A 22,700-nucleotide genomic window follows, 5' to 3' on the forward strand; every position below is an offset into this window, starting at 1 on the left:
CCAACTCATTGATATTCAAGTAAAACCCAAAAGCGGCACAGCTTTCGCTCTCTCTTTCCCAACGCTGACAAGAGCCAGCCCACTGAAGAAGGAATTGCCGCCGTGGGGAATATCAATAAAGGCCTGACCTGCCTTCTGCTGATTGGATCAGCAGCCAGCACATTCATCAGTTTCAACGTTCAGGCCGAAGGCAATGGCGTGATCGTTCTCAACCGCGACGTTCAGCCCATTCCCATCGGACGCAGCGGCGGAAAAGACCCCTATCCCACCACGGTCAATGCCAACCCTTCGGCTCGCATCAATCAGGCGATGACCAGCACCGAGCTCAATGACGGTGACTTTGCCAGTGTAGCCAGCGGCTCTTCGATCCGCAGCAACATCATCACGCCGAACTCGGACATGCCCGGCATGAACGTATTGACCAACCCCAACGGTCTGCCCGGCATGAGTGCCGGTCACGGTGGCGGCGGTGGCGGCACGATCTCCAACACGATCAATCGCTCGTTGAGCACTGGTCTTGCGCCGCTGACCCGCATGGCTGGAGGCCAATGAGATGAATCGTTCCCTTCTGCTGCTTGCCCTTTTCAGCTGCGCCAGCGCCATGGCCGATCCGAGCTCCGTGAACAACGCAGATATCCAGGATAGCGGTGTGCAGTACCGCGGCAACTTCAACGTCAACCAGGCCGCCGGCGACCAGATGCAACAGACCAACACCAAGGCGATCGCCATTGGCACCAATGCCAGTGCCACGACCATCGTCAGGCAAAAGCTGGATACGCCGGCCAACCCCTCGATGAACGCCAGCGCCACCATTGGCGGCACCTCTTTCAGTAATGGCAACGGGATCCTGGGCGTGAACCAGGGCGCCGGTGCCAATAACCAGATGGCCAACGTGACGCGCGTCAGCATCAGTGCTGCACCGCAGAGCGTTGACGACAGCGCCCTTTCGCAACAGAACGTGGCGCTTTTACCGAGCTCAGGAGCAACTGGCACCTCACCCGGCAGTCGCCAGGTCACGACAAGTGATCAGGCCTTCACCGGCAGCCGAGGGGTGATTCAGGTGAACCAGAGTGCCGGGGTGGGGAACCGTATGGCTAACACCCTGAGCATCCGGGTCGCTGACTGACCCAAACAACAAAAGCAGTGCAATTAGAAAGTACCAACACTTAACCAACTAATAAGCACGACGGAGAAACACCATGAAAACTACAATGGCTCTCAAACCACTGGTTTTCGCACTTGCAGCAGTAATGGCAATGGCGGCTCAAGCAGGCGGCAACGATCATGGTAACAATGGTGGTCACGGTCACAACCCTCCTCCACCAAAAAGCCCTACCCTGGAAGAACTGCTGCAAATCGGTGCAGGGGCCGGTGCTGCAGTACTCGACGTGCAAAACAACGACGGTAACACCGTCCTGAACCAGGGCACCCAGAACAACGCCAACGTCAGCGGCTCGCTTAACGGCGCCAACGGCAACATCGGCGCCAACAACGCGGCGGGTGACGGCAACCAGCAAGACAACGCCGCTGCTCTGGCTACCGCCGACGAAAGCTTCATCTTCGGCTCTGCGGTGTCCGCTTCCAGCGCCACTCAAGTCAACAACAACAACACCGTTGGCAACTACTCCACCACCAACAACGCTAACATGAACAATGTTGGCAACAGTGGCTCGGGTAACATTGGCGTGAACAACGCTGCCGGCAACTTCAACCAACAGAAAAACAACCTGGCAATCGCTGTGTCCGGTGGTCGTGTAGCGCAAGCCGCTGCTGCGGCCAACCAAAGCACTACCGGTCTGCAAGTCGGCAACAACGGCACTCAGACCTACAAAAAAGACACACTCACTGGCACTGTCGCCGCCGTCGGCGTATTCGGCGCCGTGGGCGAAGCTACCATCAAAGGTGACAGCCACGGCGGTGGCGGTTACGGCGACAAAGGCCATGGCGGCAGTGGCGGCAGCAAAGATCAAAAAGCCACCTTCGAAGCTGTGGGTGCCTTCGGCCTGGCCGGTGTAACCACTCAACAAGTGCTGACTCCGGACGGCTGGAAAAACCCTGTTACCAACAACGCCAGCATGACCAACGTAGGCAACAACTGGTCGGGCAACGGTGGCTTCAACAACGCCTCCGGTGTTGGCAACCAACAAAGCAACTCGCTGTCCATCGCTGCAGGTTGCAAAGCCTGCATGTAATCGCGATCGAAACGAAAGCCCCGGAAACGGGGCTTTTCCTCAGTCCGCAAAGGCGTATCGATCATGCGTAAGACTGCCTTTATCGCCCTGCTTTGCCTGTCCGGCCTGACCCAGGCTGCCCAGATGCCTATCGCTGCCCTGCCCGGCGGCGTACTCGTCTACAAGAACGTGCAAAGCATCCGTGAACGCAAGTTTGCCGACATCGTCGAACAAAAAACCGATTTCAGCTGCGGCGCCGCCGCACTGGCCACGGTACTGCGCCAGGCTTATTGGCTCGACGTCGATGAGGAGCACATCATCAAAGGCATGCTGGTCAACGCTGACCAGGACCTTGTTCGCACTCAAGGTTTTTCCATGCTGGACATGAAGCGCTACATAGAAAGCATCGGCATGCGCGCCAGAGGCTACAAGATTCCACCGGAAAAACTCGACGATGTAACCATCCCGGTGGTGGTACTGATGGAAATTCGCGGCTACAAGCATTTCGTGGTGCTGCAGCGTTCGGACAAGAATTGGGTTTACATCGGAGACCCGGTTCTAGGCCACAAACGCTACGCCCATGATGACTTTGTCAAAGGCTGGAACGGCATTGTCTTCGCCATCGTCGGCCCCGGATACGACAAAACCAATGCACTACGCAGTCCTCCGGAACCGCTGACCGCCAAGAACAAGCTCGATAATTTCAACCCTGTCAAAGATGCTGAATTGATGGACTTCGGGTTCATACAGAGCGACTTCTTTTAATCGCCGATTATAAAGAATGGGGCTGGATGTCCCGGGAGCAGCAGATGAAAACCTCATACTGGCTGGCCGCCGCCTGCCTGGCAGCGAGCGCGTCAGGCTATGCCAATGCAGGGTTCAAACCTATCGAAATTCAGGACCAGGAGCTCGCCGAGCTACGCGGTCGTTACGTGATGCCGGGGCGGATTATCAGCTTCGGCATTGTCATGAGCAGTACCTGGCGCAACGCCAGTGGTGATCTGATCGGAGCAGCAAGCTCAATGCAGATCCAGGCCGCCACGATCAAACCGGAATTCTACGTCTCGACCATCAAGGAACACGGCAATGGCAGCACCCCGACTCCGGGCACTGGCACTGTCGTTGGTGGCGCGGCACTCAACAGCAGCCAGGGCGTAACCCAAAGCGTACGCGCCGCCGGCGACGGCAACACCGCCAACAACAACGTGGCGATCAATGTTCAGGAAGCCAACACTCCTCCTGCCCTGGTCCCCGCACAAGGCCAGGCCCTGATGGCCGGGCAGACGATCGGTGCCAGCAATGCCGCCGGCAGCGTCGCCGTTTCGGCCAGCAGCGGTGGCGTGCAAATGGCCATTCAGGCCTCGGGCAATCAAGGCACCGCACTGCAACAGGTGGCCCAGGGCGGCCTGCTGCAGAACACTCGCCTGCTCGGCAGCGCCAACGTGGTCAACAACATGACCCAACTCAATGTTGTGCTTAACAATAACGGCATCAGCCCCGGCGCATTGGACTGCAACCTGACTCAACTCAGGGCACTACGCAATATCGGATATTGAACTACGCTGAGTCTCGATCATTGGGCTTAAAGGGACGGCTTATTCATGTATCGATCAGTATCACTGCGTGCCGCTGTATGTTTGAGTACTCTTCTACCTGCGGCGATGCTGCAAGCAGCACCTGACGCAGATGTGGAGACCCTGAAACAGGAACTTCTGGAGCTGAAGCAACGATACGAAGTACAACAAAAAGCGCTGGCGGTGCTCGAACAACGGGTCCGCCAGGTCGAAGACCAACCGGCAGCCCCGCAACCCAAGCGTCTGGCCAAGTCGCCCGCCGACATGAAGGGCAATCCAAAAGTCGCTACCAGCACCGGAGCGCCTGGTACCGGTGCCGCAGCAGCGTCGGGGGGCGCAGCTGGGGGCAGCGGCGCGTCCTACGGACAATCGCTGGCCGACGATTCGCAACCGGCCCAGAGTGTGTCCAACCTCTACGACGAGGCCAGCGGCTTCTTCGGCGGCGGCAAGTTCAGCTTTGAAACCGGTGTGACCTACTCGCGTTACGACACGCGGCAGTTGATCCTCAACGGCTTCCTCGCACTGGACTCGATCTTTCTCGGTAACATAAACCTCGACCGGATCAAGGCCGACACCTGGACGCTGGACCTGACCGGGCGCTACAACTTCGACAATCGCTGGCAGTTCGACGTGAACGTGCCGGTGGTTTACCGCGACTCGACCTACCAGTCCGGTGGCGGCAACGGCGGTGCGTCAAACGTCACGACCGAACAGGACGTCGATCGCGACCCGACCATTGGCGACGTCAACTTCGGCATCGCGTACAAATTCCTCGACGAATCGGTCAACACCCCGGACGCCGTGGTTACCCTGCGGGTCAAGGCGCCAACCGGCAAGGACCCGTTCGGGATCAAACTGCGCCAGAGCGATGCCAACTCCAACCTGTTCGTGCCTGACACCTTGCCCACCGGTAACGGCGTCTGGTCGATCACACCGGGCGTCTCGCTGGTCAAGACGTTCGACCCGGCTGTGCTGTTCGGCAGTTTGTCGTACACCCACAACCTCGAAGAGTCGTTCGACGACATCAGTTCTACCGTCAACCAGAAAACCCCGGGCAAGGTACAGATCGGCGACAGCTTCCAGATCGGCGCCGGTATTGCGTTCGCTCTGAACGAAAAAATGAGTATGTCGTTCTCGGTGTCTGACCTGGTACAACGCAAGAGCAAGCTGAAACAGGATGGCGGTGATTGGCAATCGGTGGTTTCCAGTGACGCCAACGCCGGTTACTTCAACGTCGGCATGACCATTGCCGCCACACCTAACTTGACCATCGTTCCCAACCTGTCCATCGGCATGACCGACGATGCCCCGGACTTTTCCTTCAGCCTGAAATTCCCGTACTACTTCTAAAGCAAAAGATCGCAGCCTGCGGCAGCTCCTACATTTGAAATTCCTGTAGGAGCTGCCGCAGGCCGCGATCTTTTGAGCTTTGGTCTCTAGCGAATCTGATGCTTGTGCAGCAGGCGATAAAACGTCGGCCGCGACACACCCAGTACCTTCGCCGCCACGCTGAGGTTGTCGCTGTGCCGGTTCAACACGTCGCACAGCGCCTGGCGTTCGGCGCGGGTCTTGTAGTCTTCCAGCGTCCCCATCGGTGCCGAAATCGAGTGCTGACTGAGTAATCCCAGATCTCGGGCTTCGATCTGCCTTCCCTCCGCCAGCACCAGACCACGTCGCACGCGGTTGGCCAGTTCCCGCACGTTGCCTGGCCAATCGTGTTTGCCCATGGCGATCAACGCATCCTCACTGAAGCTGCGCGGACGGCGCCCGGTCTCGTGGCTGTAAAAGTGGGAAAAATGGTTGGCCAGCATCGACAGATCACCGTGGCGTTCGCGCAATGGCGCGGTCGCCACCTGCAGCACGTTGAGCCGGTAATACAGGTCTTCGCGAAAACGCTTTTTCTCGATGGCCGCTTCGAGGTCGACGTGGGTGGCTGCCAGCACACGCACATCCACCGGAATCGGCTGACTGCCGCCGACGCGCTCGATGTGTTTTTCCTGGAGAAACCGCAGCAGATTTGCCTGCAATTCCAGTGGCAGATCGCCGATCTCATCCAGAAACAACGTACCGCCGTTGGCCGCCTCGATGCGCCCGACCTTGCGCTGATGCGCGCCGGTGAAGGCGCCCTTTTCATGGCCGAACAGTTCAGACTGAATCAGGTGTTCGGGAATCGCCCCGCAATTGATCGCCACGAAGGGCTTGCTGTGGCGCTGCGACTGACGGTGCAGCGTGCGCGCCACCAGCTCTTTGCCGGTGCCGCTTTCACCACGGATCAGTACCGGGGATTCGGTCGGCGCCAGTTTGCTCAATAACTTGCGCAGCTCGCGGATCGGCTTGCTGTCACCGAGCAGTTCATGTTCCGGCTGATCAACGTGAATCGTGCCTTGCCCGCGCAGGCGCGCCATGCCGAATGCGCGCCCCAGAGTCACCTGGACCCGTGAGACATCGAACGGCAAGGTATGGAAATCGAAAAACCACTCGCAAACGAAGTCACCGACGTTCTGCAAACGCAGGACTTCCTGATTCAACACGGCGATCCACTCGGTGCCGCTGCGGCTGATCAACTCCTTGACCGCCTCCGGGCGTTCGAGGTGAAAAGGTTGCAGTCGCAACAGTCCGACATCGCATGTCCGATCGGCGGCATTTTCCAGGGTACAGCTGTCAACATCCCAACCCACCGCGCGCAAACCGGGTAACAGCCGGTGACAATCGTCGCACGGGTCGACCACCAATAAACGTCGTAACGCAGGCGCTTCGATCATGACTGTTCCTTGGCGCCAAATTTAAGGAATTTATTGTAAAAACAGTCATTTGGCAGACCCGACTGTAACATTAGCAAGAAATTGACAGGGCCTTGTACCGTTTGCTTATAGGCGTACAAGCTAACGAGTTATAAGAAGCCAGTTTATTAGTTAGCTATCGACTCGCTATCTTTCACCAGGCTTTCAAAGACTGTCGGAATGTTGAGCATAAGCAATAAAGTTGAAATTTCTGTGTTTCGTGTGTGACCTGCCACGGGGTTGCGTGCATCAGTACAAGTAACCAGCCGAACGGTAAGCCCAACCGACGGCACATCACTTGATTGGGCACGACAGAGAGAAGACCCCATGACCGCCCCGCTCCGTATCAACGAAGCTCTTTTGATTGCCAACCACGCGTTCAAACCTTTCCAGTGCGTGGCCTGGGCCCCACAAGACGGCAACGGCGAACTGAACCTGACCGTCATCGACCGCACCAACTCGCACATCGGCCGCCAGCAGATTCCGAGCAGCGCCTACTCTGATCCGGCGCAACTGGAACTGCTGTTGCAACAGGCTCGTGCCGAACTGAGCAAAGAAGGTTACCTGCTGCAATCGTGGTCGATGCCACATTGATCAAAGGGTAAAGCGGATGACTTTTAAGTCATCCGCCCTGTTCTTTGTTAGTTATTCGCTGCGGTTTATCTCCACTACCTCTGTACAACTTCCTTTAAAGCGCGAGGCAGTATTGCTTGGCACGCTTTCATTTGGGTCAAAAAGACACTGTTCTGGCACAGTACGACGCTCCACCTGTTAGTTCTGTCAGTTGAACTTGCGCCTATTCAGGGATTGAATGTTCCGCTCATGCAGTTACCCGCCCGATTCGGGTCCCGGTCAACTTGCAAGGAGACGCATGCATGTCTACCGAGAACGCCTTTGCGCTCCCGACGCCACTGAATAACGCCGGAGAACTCGACAGCAGTTTCGCCCACAGCGGCATTGCTCAAGTGTATTTCCCTGACAGCCTGTCCAGCATGACCCAGGGTCTGGCACTCGATTCGCAAGGCCGCGTGCTGGTAGCCGCCAAGGTCAGCACTGCGCAGGGCAGTCGTTTCGGACTTGCGCGGATGTTCGCTGATGGTTCTGCCGATCTTGGCTTCGGTACTCACGGCAGCGTGATCGGCGAATTCGCCCCCGGCTTCGAAGCCATGGGCGCGAAAGTGCAGGTATTGGCGGACGGGCGCATCCTGCTGGCCGGTCTGCATTACGAGAACGCCCACCGCACGCTGCCCGCCCTCGCCCTGTTCAACACTGACGGCTCACCTGACCCGACATTCGGCAGCGATGGTCGGCAGGTCGTGCGCTTGCCGGGTGATCTGTCCATTGGCTCCCGGGATGCCTGGTTGCCGCCCGGTGTACCGGGCGCCGAAGCCTGTGACGTTGCGGTGCAGGACGACGGGCATATTCTGCTGATCGCCAATCACCACTTCGAGCTGGCCGACCATGCCGGCATGCTGATCCGCCTCACGCCAGACGGCGCGCTCGATGCAAGTTTCAATGGTCGTGGTTTCGTGATGATCCGCCATCTGTTGCTCAACACCTGGCTCAGTAGCCTGGTGTTGCAGGAGGATGGGCGGATCCTTGTCGCCGGCTCCATTGACTTCCCCCAGGAGGGGCTGGTCGCACGCTACTTGCCCGATGGGCGCCTGGATGAGCGCTTCGCCGTGGATGGTTTCCTCGCCTTCAAGGCCCACGGCAAAAGCGCCATGGTCAGTCAGGTCATCGCGTCGCAGGAGCACCTGCATTGTTTTGGCAGCAGTCGTGATCCGATCCGCTGCCTGGCGCTGAGCCTGCACTCCAATGGTCGACCGCAGGTGCGCAACAACGCCGGCCATCCGCATCTGCTGGAGATTGGCCCCAGCGGCTGCCAGTGGAGCGCAGCCCAATGCATGGCCGATGGGCGAATCGTCGCGGTGGGCGCAACCATTGGCGGGATCGAGGCGGATTTTATCGTCGCGCGCTACCTGGCCGACGGGCGACTCGACGCGCAATTCGGCAACGGCCACGGCTGGCTGCGCACGCGTCTGGGACACAGCCTGGACACCGCCAACTCGCTTGCCGTGCAGGCAGACGGACGCATCCTGGTCGGCGGCTATTCACTGGACGGCAACTACCGCGCCATGATCGCGCGTTATCTGAATCAATAATTGCTCCCGGACTTGAACTCACCAAACGCTTGCGGCAACTTGCGCGCTTCTTAATACAAGGAGCAACCGATGTCCGGTTCACTGACCCAGGCGTTCGCGCACAATTTCCTCGGGCATTCGCCCCGCTGGTACAAGGCGTGCATCGTCGGGTTCCTGATCCTCAACGCCGTGGTGCTGTTCACCGTCGGCCCGGTCGCCGCAGGCTGGTTGTTGGTGATCGAGTTCATTTTCACCTTGGCCATGGCCCTCAAGTGCTATCCGTTGATGCCCGGCGGTCTGTTGCTGATCGAAGCCCTGCTGCTGAAGATGACCACGCCGCAGGCGCTGTACGACGAATTGCTGCACAACTTTCCGGTGATCCTGCTGCTGATGTTCATGGTCGCCGGCATCTACTTCATGAAAGACCTGCTGCTGTTTCTGTTCTCGCGATTGCTGCTGGGCGTGCGTTCCAAGGCGCTGCTGGCGCTGATGTTCTGCTTTCTCTCGGCGTTTCTGTCGGCATTTCTCGATGCCTTGACCGTAACCGCGGTAATCATCAGCGCGGCGGTCGGTTTCTATTCGGTCTACCACCGTGTGGCCTCGGGCAACGATCCGCGTCAGGACAGTGAATTCAGCGACGACCGACACCTGCATGCGCTGCACCATGAGGATCTGGAGCAGTTTCGCGCGTTCCTGCGCAGCTTGCTGATGCACGGTGCGGTGGGCACCGCCCTCGGCGGGGTCTGCACCCTGGTGGGCGAGCCGCAGAACCTGCTGATCGGCCATGAGATGGGTTGGCACTTCGCGGAGTTCTTCCAGAAAGTTGCGCCGGTATCACTGCCAGTATTGGTGGCAGGCCTGCTGACCTGCGTGCTGCTGGAAAAACTGCGCTGGTTTGGCTACGGCACGCTGCTGCCGGACAACGTCCGTGCCGTGCTGGCCAACTACGCCGCTGAAGACAACGCCGAACGCACCTCACGCCAGCGGGCTGCCCTGCTGGTGCAAGGCGCCGCTGCATTGATCCTGATTGGCTGCCTGGCGTTTCATGTCGCCGAAGTCGGTTTGATCGGCTTGATGGTGATCGTGTTGATCACCGCCTTCACCGGCATCACCGACGAGCATCGCCTGGGCAGCGCGTTCAAGGACGCCATGCCGTTCACCGCATTGCTGGTGGTGTTCTTTGCGGTGGTAGCGGTGATTCACGATCAGCAACTGTTTGCCCCGTTGATCCAGTGGGTGTTGGCCCTGCCGGCGGAGCAACAGCCAGGCATGCTGTTCATTGCCAACGGCTTGCTCTCGGCGATCAGCGACAACGTGTTTGTCGCCACGATCTACATTACCGAAGTGAAACAGGCCTTCCTGTCCGGACACATGAGCCGCGAGCATTTCGAGACACTGGCGATCGCGATCAACACCGGCACCAACCTGCCGAGCGTGGCGACGCCGAATGGTCAGGCGGCGTTTCTGTTCCTGCTGACCTCGGCCATTGCGCCGCTGGTGCGCCTGTCTTACGGGCGGATGGTGTGGATGGCGTTGCCGTACACCGTGGTGATGGGATTGCTGGGGTGGTATGCGGTGAGCTACTGGCTCTGACAACACCCGCTCCCACAATGGTCTGTGGTGAGCCAATGGCTATGGCTGCACCCGATTAAAACTGTGGGAGCGGGCTTGCTCGCGAAGGGGCAGTGTCAGGCAATGATGTGTTGGCTGGCACACCGCTTTCGCGAGCAAGCCCGCTCCCACAATTGTTTGTGGGTTCATTCAGCGACGGAGGATGTGTTTTTCGATCGCTTGCGCCACGCCGTCTTCGGTGTTTGGCGCGGTGACCACGTCGGCTTGACGCTTCACCGCCTCTTCCGCCTGCCCCATGGCGATCGACAATCCCGCGCAATGGAACATTGCCGGGTCGTTACCGCCATCGCCAATCGCCGCCGTCTGCTCCAGCGGGATGCCGAGATGTGCGGCAATCGTCGACAGCGCCGTGCCCTTGTTCGCCTCCAGCGCCGTAACGTCCAGATACACCGGTTGCGAACGTGAAACCTGCGCCATGCCGCTGACCTTGGCCAACAGGCGCGCCTCAAGCTCGATCAGCAGATCGGTGTTGTGGCTGGTAGCGACAATCTTGTCGATGCGCTCCAGATACGGTTCGAAACTTTCAACCACCACCGGCGGGTAACCGAGGCCGTGCTGTTCGCGCGGCACCATCGGCCCGTGCGGATCCTTGAGCAACCAGTCGCCGCCGCTGAACACCCAGATTTCCACCTCCGGCTGATCAGCGAACAATGCCAAAGCAATCAGCGCCGTCGGCACCGGCAGGTAATGCGCCACCAACAGGCTGCCATCCGGGTTGACGATGGTGCCGCCATTGAAGGCGGCGGTCGGCAGATCGACGCCCAGGGCTTCGATTTGCTGCAACATGGCTTTGGGCGGACGCCCGGTCGCCAGGCTGAACAACACGCCGGCCTCGCGCAGCGAACGCACGGCGTCAATGGTGCGCTGGCTCAGGCTGTGATCGGGCAGCAACAGCGTGCCGTCCATGTCACTCAGTAAAAAGCGGATCGGCTCACTCATCCCAGACCATGCCAGACGCGACCATCGCGAGTCAGTAGATCATTGGCGGCTTGCGGGCCGTCTTCACCGGCCGCGTAGGTCTGCACGCTGGCGTCCTGCTGCCAGGCATCGAGGAACGGTTGCACCGCACGCCAGCCGTTCTCGATGTTATCGGCGCGCTGGAACAGCGTCTGATCGCCGGTCAGGCAGTCGTAGATCAGCGTTTCGTAGCCGGTGGACGGCTGCATCTCGAAGAAATCCTTGTAGGCAAAACCCAGCTCGATGTTGGCCATGTTCAACGCCGGCCCCGGCCGCTTGGCCAGCAGGTCGAACCACATGCCTTCGTTGGGCTGGATCTGGATGCGCAGATAAGTCGGCTGCAACTCGTCGACCTCGGTGTCACGGAACTGCGCGTACGGCGCCGGTTTGAAGCAGATGACGATCTCGGTGTCGCGCACGCTCATGCGCTTGCCGGTGCGCAGGTAAAACGGCACGCCGACCCAGCGCCAGTTGTCGATCATGACCTTCAGCGCGACGTAGGTTTCGGTGTTGCTGTCGGGCGCCACGTTGGCTTCCTGGCGGTAGCCATTCAACGCTTTGCCATCGACTTCACCGGCGCTGTACTGACCGCGTACCGAGTTGGCCCGTGCTTCATCAACGCTCCATGGGCGGATCGCGCCGACCACTTTGGCCTTCTCGCCGCGCACCGCGTCGGCGCCGAACGCCGCCGGCGGTTCCATGGCAACCATCGCCAGCAACTGGAACAGGTGATTGGGCACCATGTCGCGCAACGCGCCGGTGTGTTCGTAAAAACTGCCACGGGTTTCGACGCCGACGGTTTCTGCGGCGGTGATCTGCACGTGGTCGATGTAATGGTTGTTCCAGAACGCCTCGAACAGGCTGTTGGAAAACCGGCTGACCAGAATGTTCTGCACGGTTTCCTTGCCCAGGTAATGGTCGATCCGATAGATCTGTTTCTCGGACATGACCTTGAGCAGGCAGGCGTTCAATGCTTCAGCGGTTTGCAGATCGGAGCCGAACGGCTTCTCGATCACCACCCTTCTGAACGCTTCCGGGGTTTCCTCCAGCAGTTTGGCGGCGCCCAGTCGGGTCACCACTTCACTGAAAAAGCGTGGCGCGGTGGCCAGATAGAACACGGCATTGCCAGTGCCGCTGTCGGCGATTTTTGCCGCCAGCGCGGAATAAGTGCTGTTGTCCAGGAAGTCGCCCTGGACGTAGCTGATACCTTTGGCGAGCTTGGCCCACAAGGCCGGATCAAGCATCTGATCGCCCTTGCCGACTTTCGCCGCCACTTCGGTACGGATGAAGTCTTCGAGTTTTTGCGCGAAGGCTTCATCGGTAATGGCGTTGTGGTCAACGCCGACGATCCGCAGATTCTCGTCAAGCAAGCCGTCGCGACTGAGGTTGTACAGCGCCGGCATCAGCAAGCGCTTGACCAGGTCGCCGTGGGCACCGAACAGAAACAGCGTGGTCGGTGGTGCGGGTTCTGCCTTGGATTTTCTGCGGATCGTATGGGTCATTTCTTCGGTGTCTCCACGTGGCCGCCGAAGCCGAAGCGCTGGGCCGAGAGAATCTTGTCGCCAAAAGTGCCCTGACCGCGCGAGCGGTAGCGCGAGAACAGCGAGTTCGACAGCACCGGTACCGGCACCGCCTGCTCCATGGCCGCTTCGATGGTCCATTGGCCTTCGCCGCTGTCAGCCACCGAACCGGAGAAGCCGTCGAGTTTCGGATCGCTGGCCAGCGCGTCGGCGGTCAGGTCGAGCAGCCAGGACGAGACAACGCTGCCACGGCGCCAGACTTCGGCGATGTCAGCCACGTTCAGGTCGAAGCGCTGATCTTCCGGCAGACGTTCGCTGGACTTGGTCTTGAGGATGTCGAAGCCCTCGGCGAACGCGGCCATCATGCCGTACTCGATACCGTTGTGAATCATCTTCACAAAGTGCCCGGCACCGGCGGGACCTGCGTGGATGTAGCCGTGCTCGGCACGGTGATCATCGGACTTGCGGTCCTTGGTGCGCGGAATCTCGCCCATGCCCGGTGCCAGAGCGGCAAACAGCGGGTCAAGACGGCTGACGGTCTCGGCATCACCGCCGATCATCATGCAATAGCCGCGCTCCAGGCCCCAGACGCCGCCGGAGGTGCCGACGTCGATGTAGTGCAGGCCCTTCTCGGCCAGGGTTTTCGCCCGGCGGATGTCGTCCTTATAGTTGGTGTTGCCGCCGTCGATGATGGTGTCACCGGCTTCCAGCAAGTCGCTCAGGGTGTTGATGGTGTCTTCGGTCGGCGCGCCGGCCGGCAGCATGACCCATACGGCACGTGGCTTGGCCAGGCCTGCCACCAGAGCGGGCAGGTCGGCAACGCCGGTGGCGCCCTCGGCGGCCAGGGTGTCGACAAAAGCGGTATTGCGGTCGTAAACAACGGTGGTGTGACCGTTGAGCATCAGACGCCGCGCAATATTGCCGCCCATGCGGCCCAGTCCAATAATCCCGAGTTGCATGTGCTGATGCTCCTTACTACAAATAAATGTGTGTCATTGGTTATAGCCCAACGCGACTGATGGAGGTTAGTCCAGAGCGTTGCGATGAAGTTTCCGGGCATTGTGCCCGATCCAGACTGATAACGCCCCGAATCCTGCCGAAGACACACCGACCGTGAAAAATAAAAAAGTTCCATTCACGGGCGAAAGAAATCAAAATTGCTGCCGATAGCAAGTCAGTACCCCGAACGCGGGGACGATTTGCAGTTGAGACACGCCATTTGCGAGGTGAGCAATGGGCACAGTACACACAGCAATGCCGCCACAAACCCTGTACGTCACGATCCGTCGCGATGAATTGCGCCAGTTGAAAGACGAGCGCGACCAATTGAAGCAGGAGCTGGCGCAGCTGCGCGCTCTGACTCAGGGCGCTCAGCCCAAACCTCTGCCGGTTGTCCAGCGCAATCCGCACGCCTGACCTGTCCCGCCAGCTTCGGGAACGGCGCTTGTCGTTCCCGACATGATGCACCCCTGCCCCTGATCAGCAACTAACGAAGTTTTCACACTGCCTTGGTGATACTCCGGCCCATTCTGGCCGTGCGTTTGCGCGCGGCTTCCGTTCGTCGGTTTGATGTAGCGTACCGGCGGTGGTTAGTGACGATGAGCTGGAGTGCTGAATGGCATTGTTCAAACGCAGCAAAACGACTGCGACAGGTTTCGACTGGGCCGGGGTTCTCTGGCTGTTCGCGTTTTTCTGGTATTTCTCGGGCATCACCCAACTGCTCATTCAGCTGACCGGCACCTCCGGTTTCAGCGGGTTCCGCCAAGCCTTTGTGATGAGTGCGCTCTGGCTCGCTCCGATGCTGGCGTTTCCCAAACGCACCAAGCTGCTGGCGGCGTTGATCGGTATCGTCCTGTGGGCCTGCTCCATGGCCAGCCTGGGCTATTTCTTCATCTATCAGCAGGAATTCTCGCAAAGCGTCATCTTCATCATGTTCGAGTCGAACATCTCTGAAGCCGGCGAGTACATGACTCAATACTTTGCCTGGTGGATGGTTCCGGCGTTCCTCGCCCATACCGCTTTCGCCTACTTCCTGTGGACGCGCCTGCGCCCGGTTTACATGCCCCGTGGCCGCGCCTTCGTCGCTGCGCTGGCGATCCTGATTGCGGTGGTCGGCTACCCGTTGATCAAACAGACTCAGCGCACCGGCAGTTTCGCCGGCGGTTTCGAGAAATTCGAAGACCGCATCGAGCCGGCCGTGCCGTGGCAGATGGCCGTGGCTTACCACCGTTACCTCGACACCCTGGCCGGCATGCAGGACATGCTGCATAGCACCAGCAAGGTTCCACCGCTGCATAACCTCAAGGTTGCCGACGCCGACAAGCCCTCGACCCTGGTGCTGGTGATCGGCGAGTCGACCAACCGTCAGCGCATGAGCCTGTACGGCTATGGGCGCAAGACCACACCGGAGCTGGACAAGCTCAAGGATCAGCTGTCGGTGTTCGACAACGTCATCACCCCGCGCCCTTACACCATTGAAGCGCTGCAGCAGGTGCTGACCTTCGCCGACGAAGAGAACCCTGATCTGTACCTGTCCACGCCGTCGCTGGTCAGCATGATGAAACAGGCCGGCTACAAGACGTTCTGGATCACCAACCAGCAGACCATGACCAAGCGCAACACCATGCTCACGACCTTCTCCGAACAGGCCGACGAGCAGGTGTACCTGAACAACAACCGCAACCAGAACGCCGCACAGTACGACGGTGACGTGATCGAGCCGTTCAACAAGGCACTGACCGACCCGGCTCAACGCAAGCTGATCGTCGTGCATCTGCTCGGCACCCACATGAGCTACCAGTATCGCTATCCGCCGACCTTCGACAAGTTCCAGGACCGTACCGGCGTGCCGGCCGGCGTGCGTGATGACCAGGTGCCGACCTACAACAGCTACGACAACGCCGTGCTGTACAACGATTTCGTGGTGTCGAGCCTGATCAAGGACTACGCCAAGTCCGATCCGAACGGTTTCCTGCTGTACCTCTCCGACCACGGAGAAGACGTGTTCGACTCGGCAGGCCACAACACCCTGGGCCGTAACGAGAACAAACCGACGGCGCCGATGTACACCATTCCGTTCATGGCCTGGGCTTCGCCAAAATGGCGCGAGAACCATGACTGGAACTTCGCCGCGGATCTGAGCCGGCCTTACAGCAGCTCGCACCTGATCCACACTTGGGCGGACATGGCCGGTTTGAGTTTCGATGAACTGGACCGCAGCAAGAGCCTGGTCAGCGACAGCTTCAAACCGCGCCCACTGATGATCGGCAACCCGTACGAACGCGAGCAGCGCGCCTTGATCGACTTCAGCCTGATGAAGCCGAAAAAGGTCGACCCTGCCGCTGCGAATGTCGTGCAGCAGTAACCGCTCGGAAGGCGCCGGTTTCGAGAGATCGCAATCGGTGTAACGCCTACAGAAAAAGCTCCGTATCGCAAGATACGGAGCTTTTTTCATTCCGGGCGGACAAGTCGTCCGCTGGTTCGGGGCCCTGCTGTGCCATCTGAAGGGAATCGGCACGGCCTGCATGCTCGAAGGCACCCTCCCCTTGAAAACGCAGCCAACGCGCTCAGAGGGCGTCAGTAAATCGCGGCGTAGGGCTCAGGGATTATTTCCAGCACAAAAACAAACGCCCCGAACAAGTCGGGGCGTTTGTGGGGCATTCACTTGGGTGCATTCACACTTCGCGATGCAGATCCGGCGCTATCAGTAAGCCTTGCCGGTCTTGTAGAAGTTCTCGAAGCAGAAGTTGGTGGCTTCGATGTAGCCTTCGGCGCCACCGCAGTCAAAACGCTTGCCCTTGAACTTGTAGGCCATGACGCAGCCGTTCTGGGCCTGCTTCATCAGGGCGTCGGTGATCTGGATTTCGCCACCCTTGCCTGGCTCGGTCTGTTCGATCAGGTCAAAGATGTCCGGAGTCAGGATGTAACGACCGATGATCGCCAGGTTCGACGGCGCGTCTTCCGGCTTTGGCTTCTCGACCATGCTGTGTACGCGGTAGATGTCGTCACGGATCATCTCGCCGGCGATCACGCCGTACTTGCTGGTTTCCTGCGGATCGACTTCCTGAATCGCGATGATCGAGCAGCGGAACTGCTTGTACAGCTTGACCATCTGGGTCAGTACGCCATCGCCTTCGAGGTTGACGCACAGGTCGTCCGCCAATACCACGGCGAACGGTTCGTCACCGATCAGCGGGCGACCGGTGAGGATCGCGTGGCCCAGACCTTTCATTTCGGTCTGACGGGTGTAGGAGAACGAGCACTCGTCCAGCAGCTTGCGGATGCCGACCAGGTATTTCTCCTTGTCGGTGCCCTTGATCTGGTTTTCCAGTTCATAGCTGATGTCGAAGTGGTCTTCCAGAGCGCGCTTGCCACGACCGGTCACGATCGAGATTTCAGTCAGGCCAGCGTCCAGAGCTTCTTCAACGCCGTACTGGATCAGTGGCTTGTTTACCACCGGCAGCATTTCTTTGGGCATGGCTTTAGTCGCTGGCAGGAAGCGAGTACCGTAACCGGCTGCTGGGAACAAGCATTTCTTGATCATATAAGTCCTTGAAAGGGCTGTGTGTACGAGTTTCGGCGCAGTCTAATCAGGCGGCGTGCACCTTACAATGCCCCGCACTGGCTAACCGATGTCAACATAGAGAAATATTCTCGCCGTTAGTTCCGTTGGCGCCTTCGAGCGGCGAAATCAGAGTAGCTCAAACACGCAAATGCGCTGTCCCACCATACACTCATCATCCCCCAATGTGAGGATTTGTCGGTATCATGGCGCCTTTGAACCAGCGAACGAGACAGATAGATGGCCGCGGTAAAAATCATCAACGGGTACGTGATCGACAAGAAAGACGGCAAGTGGAGCCTGACCACTACCAACGGCGAACACATCGCCGGGCCTTTCGACAGCGAGCAACTGGCGACGGATGTGGCGTCGGTGTTCACCGACACGCCTGCGTCGTCCAAGCGCCGGGGCAAGGATCAGGACTGACCGGTTGCGATACGCGCCGAGCCCTGCCCTTGCGCAGGGCTTTTTTGTGGCCGCCCGCAGCCCGATGAAAACAAGTGGCCAATCGCTATAACCTTTTCACTCCGGCGCTGTCAGAGCGTTTAGCCCCTCCCTCGCTGAAGACGACACACCTATGAACATGAACAGAATGCTGCCGCTGATCGCGGTATTGGCCCTTGGTGGTTGTGCGACCTCGGAAACCACCTACCTGAACAACGGCGAACAGGGTTTGAGCATCGACTGCTCCGGGGAAGCCAACTCCTGGGCCACCTGCTACGAAAAGGCTGACGCCTCCTGCGCCGGCACCGGTTATCGCATCGTCGGTACTGACGGCACGCCGGCCCCCAAGGAAAGCGACAAGACCCTGGGCGTCGATGTCGGCAACTACAAGAATCGCAGTGTGGTGGTGGTCTGCAAATAGCCCCTACATGTGGATCTCGGCGAATTTGATCCCGAGCCCGCGCACGACCTCGATCAGGTCGTCGAGCCGGGCGAAGGATTCGACTTCGTCGTTATCGTCGACCAGGAAGTAGCTGCGACCGGCGCTCTTCTTGAAAAACACGATCCACTCGCCCGAGTTCGCCGGATTTTGAATCACATGCGTGGCAGAGATAAGGCCCTCTGCATGCCGTTCCCGTACTTGCTCTCGCTTCATGCGCGACTCCAGAAATGAAAATGCCGTCACAGCAAGACTGTGACGGCATCGGTGCTGATGACCGCTATTCTATCAGCCGGAAATACAGGCATTGGCGGCGTTTTGCACATCATGAGGACGCACCGGCACATTGGACATGCGCTCATGCAGCTTGATGCTGCTGCCGCCGGAACGGTCTTCGATATCAAACACCGCGGCCGCGCCGGTGGAAAACTTTCCGGGAACAATCACTCGCACGCCATCCTTGTGCGGCTGCATCTGCAGCGCGCCACGACTGGTGGCAAGCTTGTCCGCCAGGCACTGAGCATACTCATGGGGTTTCTTGCCGGAAATCACGCTCATGGTCGGCAAGGTTTCATTGATCTCGGAAACACTCGCGCAACCACCCATGACCAACATCAACGGCAGACACACCACACCCCACTTCATACGAATACCTCCCATAAAAACCCTCGGACAGCATTAATGCCATTTTTCTCCGAGGCTTACTCCATTAAACCCGCATCGAATCGCGAATAACTGTTTTTAATTGTCAAAGCAGCGCTCGACGGCGGGATAATAACCCGTTCGGGCTGATAAACTGCGCCAATCGCACATGCTATCGTTTTGATTTAGTAGAAAAAGCCCTTCTGGAGGCGCCCATGAAATTCATTCACCAGCGCGAGCACCTCAACGAAGACGACATCGTCGTCATCCAATGCTCGCAAACCTGCAACATCCGTTTGATGAACGACGCCAATTTCCGCGCGTTCAAGAACGGTGGCCGCCACACTTACCATGGCGGCGCTTTCGACACGTTTCCGGCGCGCATCACCGCACCCAGCACCGGTTTCTGGAACATCACCATCGACACCGTCAGCCGTCGCGCCATCAGCGTCACGCGCAAACCGACCCTGACCCACTCGATCAAGATCATCCGCCGCTCCAGCACCAAACTCAGCTGAGCCGCCCCCCAACGCAAAGGTAAGCACGACCGTGGCCCAAACGACCAAATACGTCATCAAATACAAGCTCAACGGTGAACGCCGCTTCGAGTTCGCGCAACTGGAACAAGGCACGGTAGAAGAGGCCAAGGCGGCACTGGACGCGATCCACGGCCAGACTGAAGACGTGATCAGCGAAATCGCCGTGAGCAAAGCGCTGTAACACCACATTCCGAGATTCGACCGCAAGCGGCGGAGTGTTATGCCGCCGGGACTTGCCCAGACTGACCGCCTCGACCAAAGGGTTCAGGAGTCAGAATGTCAATGTCCCCGTCTCGGCTGGATGCGCTCGATTGGGCAAGCCTCGAACAGCATCTGGATCAATATGGCTATGCCATCGTCCGCTCGCTGCTGTCGGCGCAAACCTGTGAACGCCTGAGCGCCCTGTATCCGCAGACCGAACCGTTTCGTTCGCAGGTCGTCATGGCGCGCCACGGTTTCGGTCGCGGGGAATACAAGTACTTCAGCTATCCCCTGCCGACCACTATCGAACGTCTGCGCACTGCGCTTTACCCGCGCCTGGTGCCGCTGGCCAACCGCTGGTACGAACGCATGAATGTGCCTGTACGCTTTCCCGCAACCCATTCCGAGTTTGTGCAGTGCTGTCAAGCTGCCGGCCAACTGCGGCCGACACCCTTGCTGTTGCGTTACGGCCCGCAGGACTACAACTGCCTGCATCAGGATCTGTACGGAGAACTGGTTTTTCCACTGCAAGTGGCGATTCTTCTGTCGCAGCCCGGACAGGATTTTGCCGGTGGTGAGTTCGTCCTGACCGAGCAGCGTCCACGCATGCAGTCGCGCCCTCACGTCCTGGATCTGCAAAAGGGTGACGCAGTCATATTCGCGGTCAACCAGCGCCCGGTCAGCGGCACACGCGGCGATTATCGAGTGACCATGCGTCACGGCGTCAGTCGCCTGCACAGCGGAAATCGGCATACTCTGGGCATCATCTTTCACGACGCATCATGAACACCATGCAACCGACCACCTTCGACCTGTTCGCCGACCACGAACCCGAGCAACAACCCCGCGCCGAGCAGATCGGCGAACAATCGTGGGTGTTGCGCGGCTTCGCTCTGCCGGTTGCAGACCAACTGCTGCCCGCGCTGGATGCCATTGTTGCCGCAGCACCGTTGCGCCACATGATGACGCCGGGCGGTTTCAGCATGTCGGTGGGCACCAGCAGTTGCGGAACGCTGGGCTGGATCACCGACCGCAGCGGCTATCGCTACAGCGCGGTGGATCCGCTGACCGGCAAGCCTTGGCCGGCGATGCCAGAAGTGCTGTCAGAACTGGCGCGCAAAGCAGCACTAAGCGCAGGATTTGCCGACTTTCATCCAGACTCCTGCCTGATCAACCAATATGTCCCCGGGGCAAAAATGTCTTTGCACCAGGACAAGGACGAACATGCCTACGCGGCGCCAATCGTTTCGCTGTCTTTGGGTTTGCCCGCCATGTTCCTGTTCGGCGGTTTCGTTCGCAGCGACAAGAGCCAGCGCGTCCCCCTGCTGCACGGCGACATGGTGATCTGGGGCGGCGTCGACCGCTTGCGTTTTCACGGCGTATTGCCGATCAAGCCCGGGCGCCATCCGCAGCTTGGCGAACGCCGAGTCAACCTGACTTTTCGTGTTGCCGGATGCTTGTGAAAAATTTGACCGCAAGGCCCGGAGTGTTACCCACCTCGCTGCTGGTTAACCTGAATCAAACAGGTCAACGGACTACTCGTCATGAAAAAGCTGTCGCCGATCATCAACATTGAAACCGATCCACGCTGGGCTGCCGTGGTTGCGCGGGACCCACGGGCCGACGGGCAGTTTGTCTATGCGGTGAAAACCACCGGCATCTATTGCCGCCCCAGCAGCCTTTCACGTTTGCCCAAACCGCAGAACGTCGAGTTCTTCGAAAGTGCTCAAGCTGCCGAAGCGGCGGGCTACCGCCCAAGCAAACGCACGAGTAAGGATCAGACTGAAGTCGCCAGCCAGCACGCCGCGACCGTGGCGATAGCCTGTCGGCAGATCGAGTCGAGTGAAACAGTGCCCGCGCTCAATGAACTCGCCGAGGTCGCCGGCCTCAGCCCGTTCCATTTTCATCGCGTGTTCAAGGCTGCTACCGGCCTGACGCCCAAAGGCTATGCAGCGGCGCATCGTTCGCGCCGGGTGCGTGAACGGCTTGCAGACGGCGGCACAGTGACTGATGCGCTGTACGACGCGGGTTTCAATTCCAACAGCCGCTTTTATGAGTCAGCCGACAAGGTACTGGGGATGAAGCCCGGTGACTATCGCGCTGCCGGGCGCAACAACGACATTCACTTTGCCGTTGGCCAATGTTCACTCGGGGCGATTCTGGTAGCGCAAAGCGCGCGCGGGGTGTGCGCGATTCTGATGGGCGACGATCCGCATCAACTGGTCTGCGACCTGCAGGATCAGTTCCGTCAGGCCAATCTGATTGGTGCCGACACCGGGTTCGAGCAGTTGATCGCCAAAGTCGTGGGCTTCATCGAGGCCCCGGCGCTGGGTCTCGATCTGCCGCTGGACGTGCGCGGCACGGCGTTTCAGGAACGGGTGTGGCAGGCACTGCGGGAAATCCCGGTGGGCCGCACCGCCAGTTACGCCGAAATCGCCCAGCGCATTGGCGCGCCGACCTCCATGCGTGCTGTGGCACAAGCCTGTGGCGCCAACCGCCTGGCCGTGGCGATCCCTTGCCACCGCGTGGTGCGCAGCGATGGCAATCTTTCGGGGTATCGCTGGGGCGTGGAGCGCAAGCGCCAACTGCTGGAGCGCGAAACGCAGCCTTAGCGCACGCCGATGTAGACCGATACGGACTCGGGGCCGGTATAGGCCTCGAAGTCGGTCGCGTAGCGGCGCTGGATCTGCGGATTGGCCTCGAAGAACGACCAGATCCGCCCCCAGGTCGAAATCACCGCATCAGGCAATGCGCCCTGCGCCTCGAACACCAGATACTCGCCTGCTTCGATCAGGACCGACTCGTAGTCTTTGGCCGGAGCAGTCACCGCAACACCGGCGGTGACATCGAATTCGCCCGAGGCATCCGACTCGTAAGCCGAATACACGCCATAAATCGGCGAATTGGCCGACTTGCCGGGAATGGTTTCGGCCAGTTCCTTGCCGAAAAACTGCCCCCACATCGGGCCGATTTTCGCTGTCTCGGGTTGGTGCTCTGCTGCGTTATGGGTGCGAACCCGCAGGCCGGCTACGGTGAAGGCGTCGATTTGCTTTCGTTTCAAGTCCATCGAAATTGCCGCTCCCTTAATAGAAGTGC

The 22,700-nt window shown here is 59.3% G+C and carries 26 protein-coding genes; 18 read left to right on the forward strand and 8 right to left on the reverse strand.

Annotated elements, in window-relative coordinates:
• Positions 1-102: 102 nt before the first annotated feature.
• From ACIOUG_RS00920 to ACIOUG_RS00945, 6 genes are all read left to right on the forward strand, one after another.
• Complete coding sequence (locus tag ACIOUG_RS00920) at positions 103-552, forward strand: hypothetical protein (RefSeq protein ID WP_401061781.1); 450 nt, start codon at positions 103-105, stop codon at positions 550-552.
• A 1-nt stretch (position 553) separates the two neighbouring features.
• Entirely contained in the window at positions 554-1,126 is a 573-nt protein-coding gene (locus ACIOUG_RS00925) for an adhesin (protein ID WP_401061783.1), read from the forward strand.
• A 73-nt stretch (positions 1,127-1,199) separates the two neighbouring features.
• On the forward strand, positions 1,200-2,192 hold the full coding sequence (locus ACIOUG_RS00930; protein ID WP_401061785.1) for a heme utilization protein: 993 nt from the start codon (positions 1,200-1,202) through the stop codon (positions 2,190-2,192).
• 63 nt (positions 2,193-2,255) lie between these two features.
• Entirely contained in the window at positions 2,256-2,936 is a 681-nt protein-coding gene (locus tag ACIOUG_RS00935) for a C39 family peptidase (protein WP_401061787.1), read from the forward strand.
• Positions 2,937-2,980: 44 nt separating this feature from the next.
• Positions 2,981-3,727 carry a hypothetical protein gene (locus ACIOUG_RS00940; protein ID WP_401061789.1) on the forward strand — a complete coding sequence of 249 codons (747 nt, stop codon included), beginning with the start codon at positions 2,981-2,983 and terminating at the stop codon, positions 3,725-3,727.
• 45 nt (positions 3,728-3,772) lie between these two features.
• On the forward strand, positions 3,773-5,095 hold the full coding sequence (locus ACIOUG_RS00945) for a hypothetical protein (protein ID WP_401061791.1): 1,323 nt from the start codon (positions 3,773-3,775) through the stop codon (positions 5,093-5,095).
• An 86-nt stretch (positions 5,096-5,181) separates the two neighbouring features.
• Here ACIOUG_RS00945 and ACIOUG_RS00950 read toward each other — a convergent pair whose 3' ends face one another.
• The gene (locus tag ACIOUG_RS00950) at positions 5,182-6,507 is read right to left on the reverse strand and encodes a sigma 54-interacting transcriptional regulator (RefSeq protein ID WP_401061793.1); all 1,326 of its coding nucleotides are present in this window, start codon (positions 6,505-6,507) and stop codon (positions 5,182-5,184) included.
• Positions 6,508-6,852: 345 nt separating this feature from the next.
• On the opposite strand from ACIOUG_RS00950, the gene ACIOUG_RS00955 reads away from it, so the two are divergent.
• The 3 genes from ACIOUG_RS00955 to nhaB all read left to right on the forward strand — a co-directional run bounded on the left by ACIOUG_RS00955 (position 6,853) and on the right by nhaB (position 10,262).
• On the forward strand, positions 6,853-7,119 hold the full coding sequence (locus ACIOUG_RS00955; protein ID WP_003225374.1) for a hypothetical protein: 267 nt from the start codon (positions 6,853-6,855) through the stop codon (positions 7,117-7,119).
• A gap of 281 nt (positions 7,120-7,400) precedes the next feature.
• Positions 7,401-8,690, forward strand: coding sequence for a hypothetical protein (locus ACIOUG_RS00960; protein ID WP_401061795.1), 1,290 nt, complete (start codon positions 7,401-7,403; stop codon positions 8,688-8,690).
• A gap of 69 nt (positions 8,691-8,759) precedes the next feature.
• Positions 8,760-10,262, forward strand: a complete 1,503-nt coding sequence (gene nhaB / locus ACIOUG_RS00965) for a sodium/proton antiporter NhaB (RefSeq protein WP_401061797.1) — start codon at positions 8,760-8,762, stop codon at positions 10,260-10,262.
• A gap of 168 nt (positions 10,263-10,430) precedes the next feature.
• Here the strand turns inward: nhaB and ACIOUG_RS00970 are convergent, their stop codons facing one another.
• From ACIOUG_RS00970 to gnd, 3 genes are read right to left on the reverse strand one after another with little or no spacing between them, the layout of a single operon-like run.
• Positions 10,431-11,240 carry an HAD family hydrolase gene (locus tag ACIOUG_RS00970; protein WP_401061799.1) on the reverse strand — a complete coding sequence of 270 codons (810 nt, stop codon included), beginning with the start codon at positions 11,238-11,240 and terminating at the stop codon, positions 10,431-10,433.
• Positions 11,237-12,760 carry a glucose-6-phosphate dehydrogenase gene (gene zwf, locus ACIOUG_RS00975; protein WP_401061800.1) on the reverse strand — a complete coding sequence of 508 codons (1,524 nt, stop codon included), beginning with the start codon at positions 12,758-12,760 and terminating at the stop codon, positions 11,237-11,239. Before zwf ends, ACIOUG_RS00970 begins: the two co-directional genes overlap by 4 nt.
• Positions 12,757-13,761 (reverse strand): phosphogluconate dehydrogenase (NAD(+)-dependent, decarboxylating), encoded by a 1,005-nt coding sequence (gene gnd / locus ACIOUG_RS00980; RefSeq protein WP_401062426.1) that lies wholly within the window; start codon positions 13,759-13,761, stop codon positions 12,757-12,759. Before gnd ends, zwf begins: the two co-directional genes overlap by 4 nt.
• Before the next feature lie 250 nt (positions 13,762-14,011).
• Between gnd and ACIOUG_RS00985 the strand changes: the two genes are divergently transcribed.
• Entirely contained in the window at positions 14,012-14,194 is a 183-nt protein-coding gene (locus tag ACIOUG_RS00985) for a DUF6026 family protein (RefSeq protein WP_401061802.1), read from the forward strand.
• Between the two features lie 199 nt (positions 14,195-14,393).
• Positions 14,394-16,142 carry a phosphoethanolamine transferase CptA gene (locus ACIOUG_RS00990; RefSeq protein WP_401061804.1) on the forward strand — a complete coding sequence of 583 codons (1,749 nt, stop codon included), beginning with the start codon at positions 14,394-14,396 and terminating at the stop codon, positions 16,140-16,142.
• Between the two features lie 339 nt (positions 16,143-16,481).
• Here ACIOUG_RS00990 and galU read toward each other — a convergent pair whose 3' ends face one another.
• Positions 16,482-17,321 (reverse strand): UTP--glucose-1-phosphate uridylyltransferase GalU, encoded by an 840-nt coding sequence (gene galU / locus ACIOUG_RS00995; protein WP_007912230.1) that lies wholly within the window; start codon positions 17,319-17,321, stop codon positions 16,482-16,484.
• 258 nt (positions 17,322-17,579) lie between these two features.
• Between galU and ACIOUG_RS01000 the strand changes: the two genes are divergently transcribed.
• Together ACIOUG_RS01000 and ACIOUG_RS01005 are read left to right on the forward strand one after the other, a co-directional pair.
• Complete coding sequence (locus ACIOUG_RS01000) at positions 17,580-17,765, forward strand: hypothetical protein (RefSeq protein WP_401061806.1); 186 nt, start codon at positions 17,580-17,582, stop codon at positions 17,763-17,765.
• A gap of 151 nt (positions 17,766-17,916) precedes the next feature.
• The gene (locus tag ACIOUG_RS01005) at positions 17,917-18,204 is read left to right on the forward strand and encodes a hypothetical protein (RefSeq protein WP_007964655.1); all 288 of its coding nucleotides are present in this window, start codon (positions 17,917-17,919) and stop codon (positions 18,202-18,204) included.
• A 3-nt stretch (positions 18,205-18,207) separates the two neighbouring features.
• Here ACIOUG_RS01005 and ACIOUG_RS01010 read toward each other — a convergent pair whose 3' ends face one another.
• A complete protein-coding gene (locus ACIOUG_RS01010; protein ID WP_007964656.1) occupies positions 18,208-18,438 on the reverse strand; it encodes a hypothetical protein in 231 nt (76 codons plus the stop codon).
• A 72-nt stretch (positions 18,439-18,510) separates the two neighbouring features.
• Positions 18,511-18,867 (reverse strand): hypothetical protein, encoded by a 357-nt coding sequence (locus ACIOUG_RS01015; protein ID WP_401062428.1) that lies wholly within the window; start codon positions 18,865-18,867, stop codon positions 18,511-18,513.
• A gap of 212 nt (positions 18,868-19,079) precedes the next feature.
• Between ACIOUG_RS01015 and ACIOUG_RS01020 the strand changes: the two genes are divergently transcribed.
• From ACIOUG_RS01020 to ada, 5 genes are all read left to right on the forward strand, one after another.
• A complete protein-coding gene (locus ACIOUG_RS01020) occupies positions 19,080-19,382 on the forward strand; it encodes a DUF1883 domain-containing protein (RefSeq protein ID WP_401061808.1) in 303 nt (100 codons plus the stop codon).
• Positions 19,383-19,413: 31 nt separating this feature from the next.
• Positions 19,414-19,584, forward strand: a complete 171-nt coding sequence (locus ACIOUG_RS01025) for a hypothetical protein (protein ID WP_401061810.1) — start codon at positions 19,414-19,416, stop codon at positions 19,582-19,584.
• 95 nt (positions 19,585-19,679) lie between these two features.
• Positions 19,680-20,390, forward strand: a complete 711-nt coding sequence (locus tag ACIOUG_RS01030; protein ID WP_401061812.1) for a 2OG-Fe(II) oxygenase — start codon at positions 19,680-19,682, stop codon at positions 20,388-20,390.
• Between the two features lie 5 nt (positions 20,391-20,395).
• Positions 20,396-21,067, forward strand: coding sequence for a DNA oxidative demethylase AlkB (alkB, locus tag ACIOUG_RS01035; RefSeq protein ID WP_401062430.1), 672 nt, complete (start codon positions 20,396-20,398; stop codon positions 21,065-21,067).
• Between the two features lie 81 nt (positions 21,068-21,148).
• The gene (ada, locus tag ACIOUG_RS01040; protein ID WP_401061814.1) at positions 21,149-22,216 is read left to right on the forward strand and encodes a bifunctional DNA-binding transcriptional regulator/O6-methylguanine-DNA methyltransferase Ada; all 1,068 of its coding nucleotides are present in this window, start codon (positions 21,149-21,151) and stop codon (positions 22,214-22,216) included.
• On the opposite strand, the gene ACIOUG_RS01045 is transcribed toward ada, so the two are convergent.
• Positions 22,213-22,671 (reverse strand): GyrI-like domain-containing protein, encoded by a 459-nt coding sequence (locus ACIOUG_RS01045; protein WP_401061816.1) that lies wholly within the window; start codon positions 22,669-22,671, stop codon positions 22,213-22,215. The two genes, ada and ACIOUG_RS01045, sit on opposite strands and share 4 nt — an antisense overlap.
• Positions 22,672-22,700: the final 29 nt, after the last annotated feature.

The sequence above is a fragment of the Pseudomonas sp. NPDC087803 genome (assembly GCF_044742995.1).
GTDB lineage: Bacteria > Pseudomonadota > Gammaproteobacteria > Pseudomonadales > Pseudomonadaceae > Aquipseudomonas.

Excerpts from the sequence above, each read along its gene's own strand:
- ACIOUG_RS00925 (WP_401061783.1), top strand. The coding sequence starts at position 554 with ATGAATCGTTCCCTTCTGCTGCTTGCCCTTTTCAGCTGCGCCAGCGCC.
- ACIOUG_RS00930 (WP_401061785.1), top strand. The coding sequence starts at position 1,200 with ATGAAAACTACAATGGCTCTCAAACCACTGGTTTTCGCACTTGCAGCA.
- ACIOUG_RS00935 (WP_401061787.1), top strand. The coding sequence starts at position 2,256 with ATGCGTAAGACTGCCTTTATCGCCCTGCTTTGCCTGTCCGGCCTGACC.
- ACIOUG_RS00940 (WP_401061789.1), top strand. The coding sequence starts at position 2,981 with ATGAAAACCTCATACTGGCTGGCCGCCGCCTGCCTGGCAGCGAGCGCG.
- ACIOUG_RS00945 (WP_401061791.1), top strand. The coding sequence starts at position 3,773 with ATGTATCGATCAGTATCACTGCGTGCCGCTGTATGTTTGAGTACTCTT.
- ACIOUG_RS00950 (WP_401061793.1), bottom strand. The coding sequence starts at position 6,507 with ATGATCGAAGCGCCTGCGTTACGACGTTTATTGGTGGTCGACCCGTGC.
- ACIOUG_RS00955 (WP_003225374.1), top strand. The coding sequence starts at position 6,853 with ATGACCGCCCCGCTCCGTATCAACGAAGCTCTTTTGATTGCCAACCAC.
- ACIOUG_RS00960 (WP_401061795.1), top strand. The coding sequence starts at position 7,401 with ATGTCTACCGAGAACGCCTTTGCGCTCCCGACGCCACTGAATAACGCC.
- nhaB (WP_401061797.1), top strand. The coding sequence starts at position 8,760 with ATGTCCGGTTCACTGACCCAGGCGTTCGCGCACAATTTCCTCGGGCAT.
- ACIOUG_RS00970 (WP_401061799.1), bottom strand. The coding sequence starts at position 11,240 with ATGAGTGAGCCGATCCGCTTTTTACTGAGTGACATGGACGGCACGCTG.
- zwf (WP_401061800.1), bottom strand. The coding sequence starts at position 12,760 with ATGACCCATACGATCCGCAGAAAATCCAAGGCAGAACCCGCACCACCG.
- ACIOUG_RS00985 (WP_401061802.1), top strand. The coding sequence starts at position 14,012 with ATGGGCACAGTACACACAGCAATGCCGCCACAAACCCTGTACGTCACG.
- ACIOUG_RS00990 (WP_401061804.1), top strand. The coding sequence starts at position 14,394 with ATGGCATTGTTCAAACGCAGCAAAACGACTGCGACAGGTTTCGACTGG.
- galU (WP_007912230.1), bottom strand. The coding sequence starts at position 17,321 with ATGATCAAGAAATGCTTGTTCCCAGCAGCCGGTTACGGTACTCGCTTC.
- ACIOUG_RS01000 (WP_401061806.1), top strand. The coding sequence starts at position 17,580 with ATGGCCGCGGTAAAAATCATCAACGGGTACGTGATCGACAAGAAAGAC.
- ACIOUG_RS01005 (WP_007964655.1), top strand. The coding sequence starts at position 17,917 with ATGAACATGAACAGAATGCTGCCGCTGATCGCGGTATTGGCCCTTGGT.
- ACIOUG_RS01010 (WP_007964656.1), bottom strand. The coding sequence starts at position 18,438 with ATGAAGCGAGAGCAAGTACGGGAACGGCATGCAGAGGGCCTTATCTCT.
- ACIOUG_RS01015 (WP_401062428.1), bottom strand. The coding sequence starts at position 18,867 with ATGAAGTGGGGTGTGGTGTGTCTGCCGTTGATGTTGGTCATGGGTGGT.
- ACIOUG_RS01020 (WP_401061808.1), top strand. The coding sequence starts at position 19,080 with ATGAAATTCATTCACCAGCGCGAGCACCTCAACGAAGACGACATCGTC.
- ACIOUG_RS01030 (WP_401061812.1), top strand. The coding sequence starts at position 19,680 with ATGTCAATGTCCCCGTCTCGGCTGGATGCGCTCGATTGGGCAAGCCTC.
- alkB (WP_401062430.1), top strand. The coding sequence starts at position 20,396 with ATGCAACCGACCACCTTCGACCTGTTCGCCGACCACGAACCCGAGCAA.
- ada (WP_401061814.1), top strand. The coding sequence starts at position 21,149 with ATGAAAAAGCTGTCGCCGATCATCAACATTGAAACCGATCCACGCTGG.
- ACIOUG_RS01045 (WP_401061816.1), bottom strand. The coding sequence starts at position 22,671 with ATGGACTTGAAACGAAAGCAAATCGACGCCTTCACCGTAGCCGGCCTG.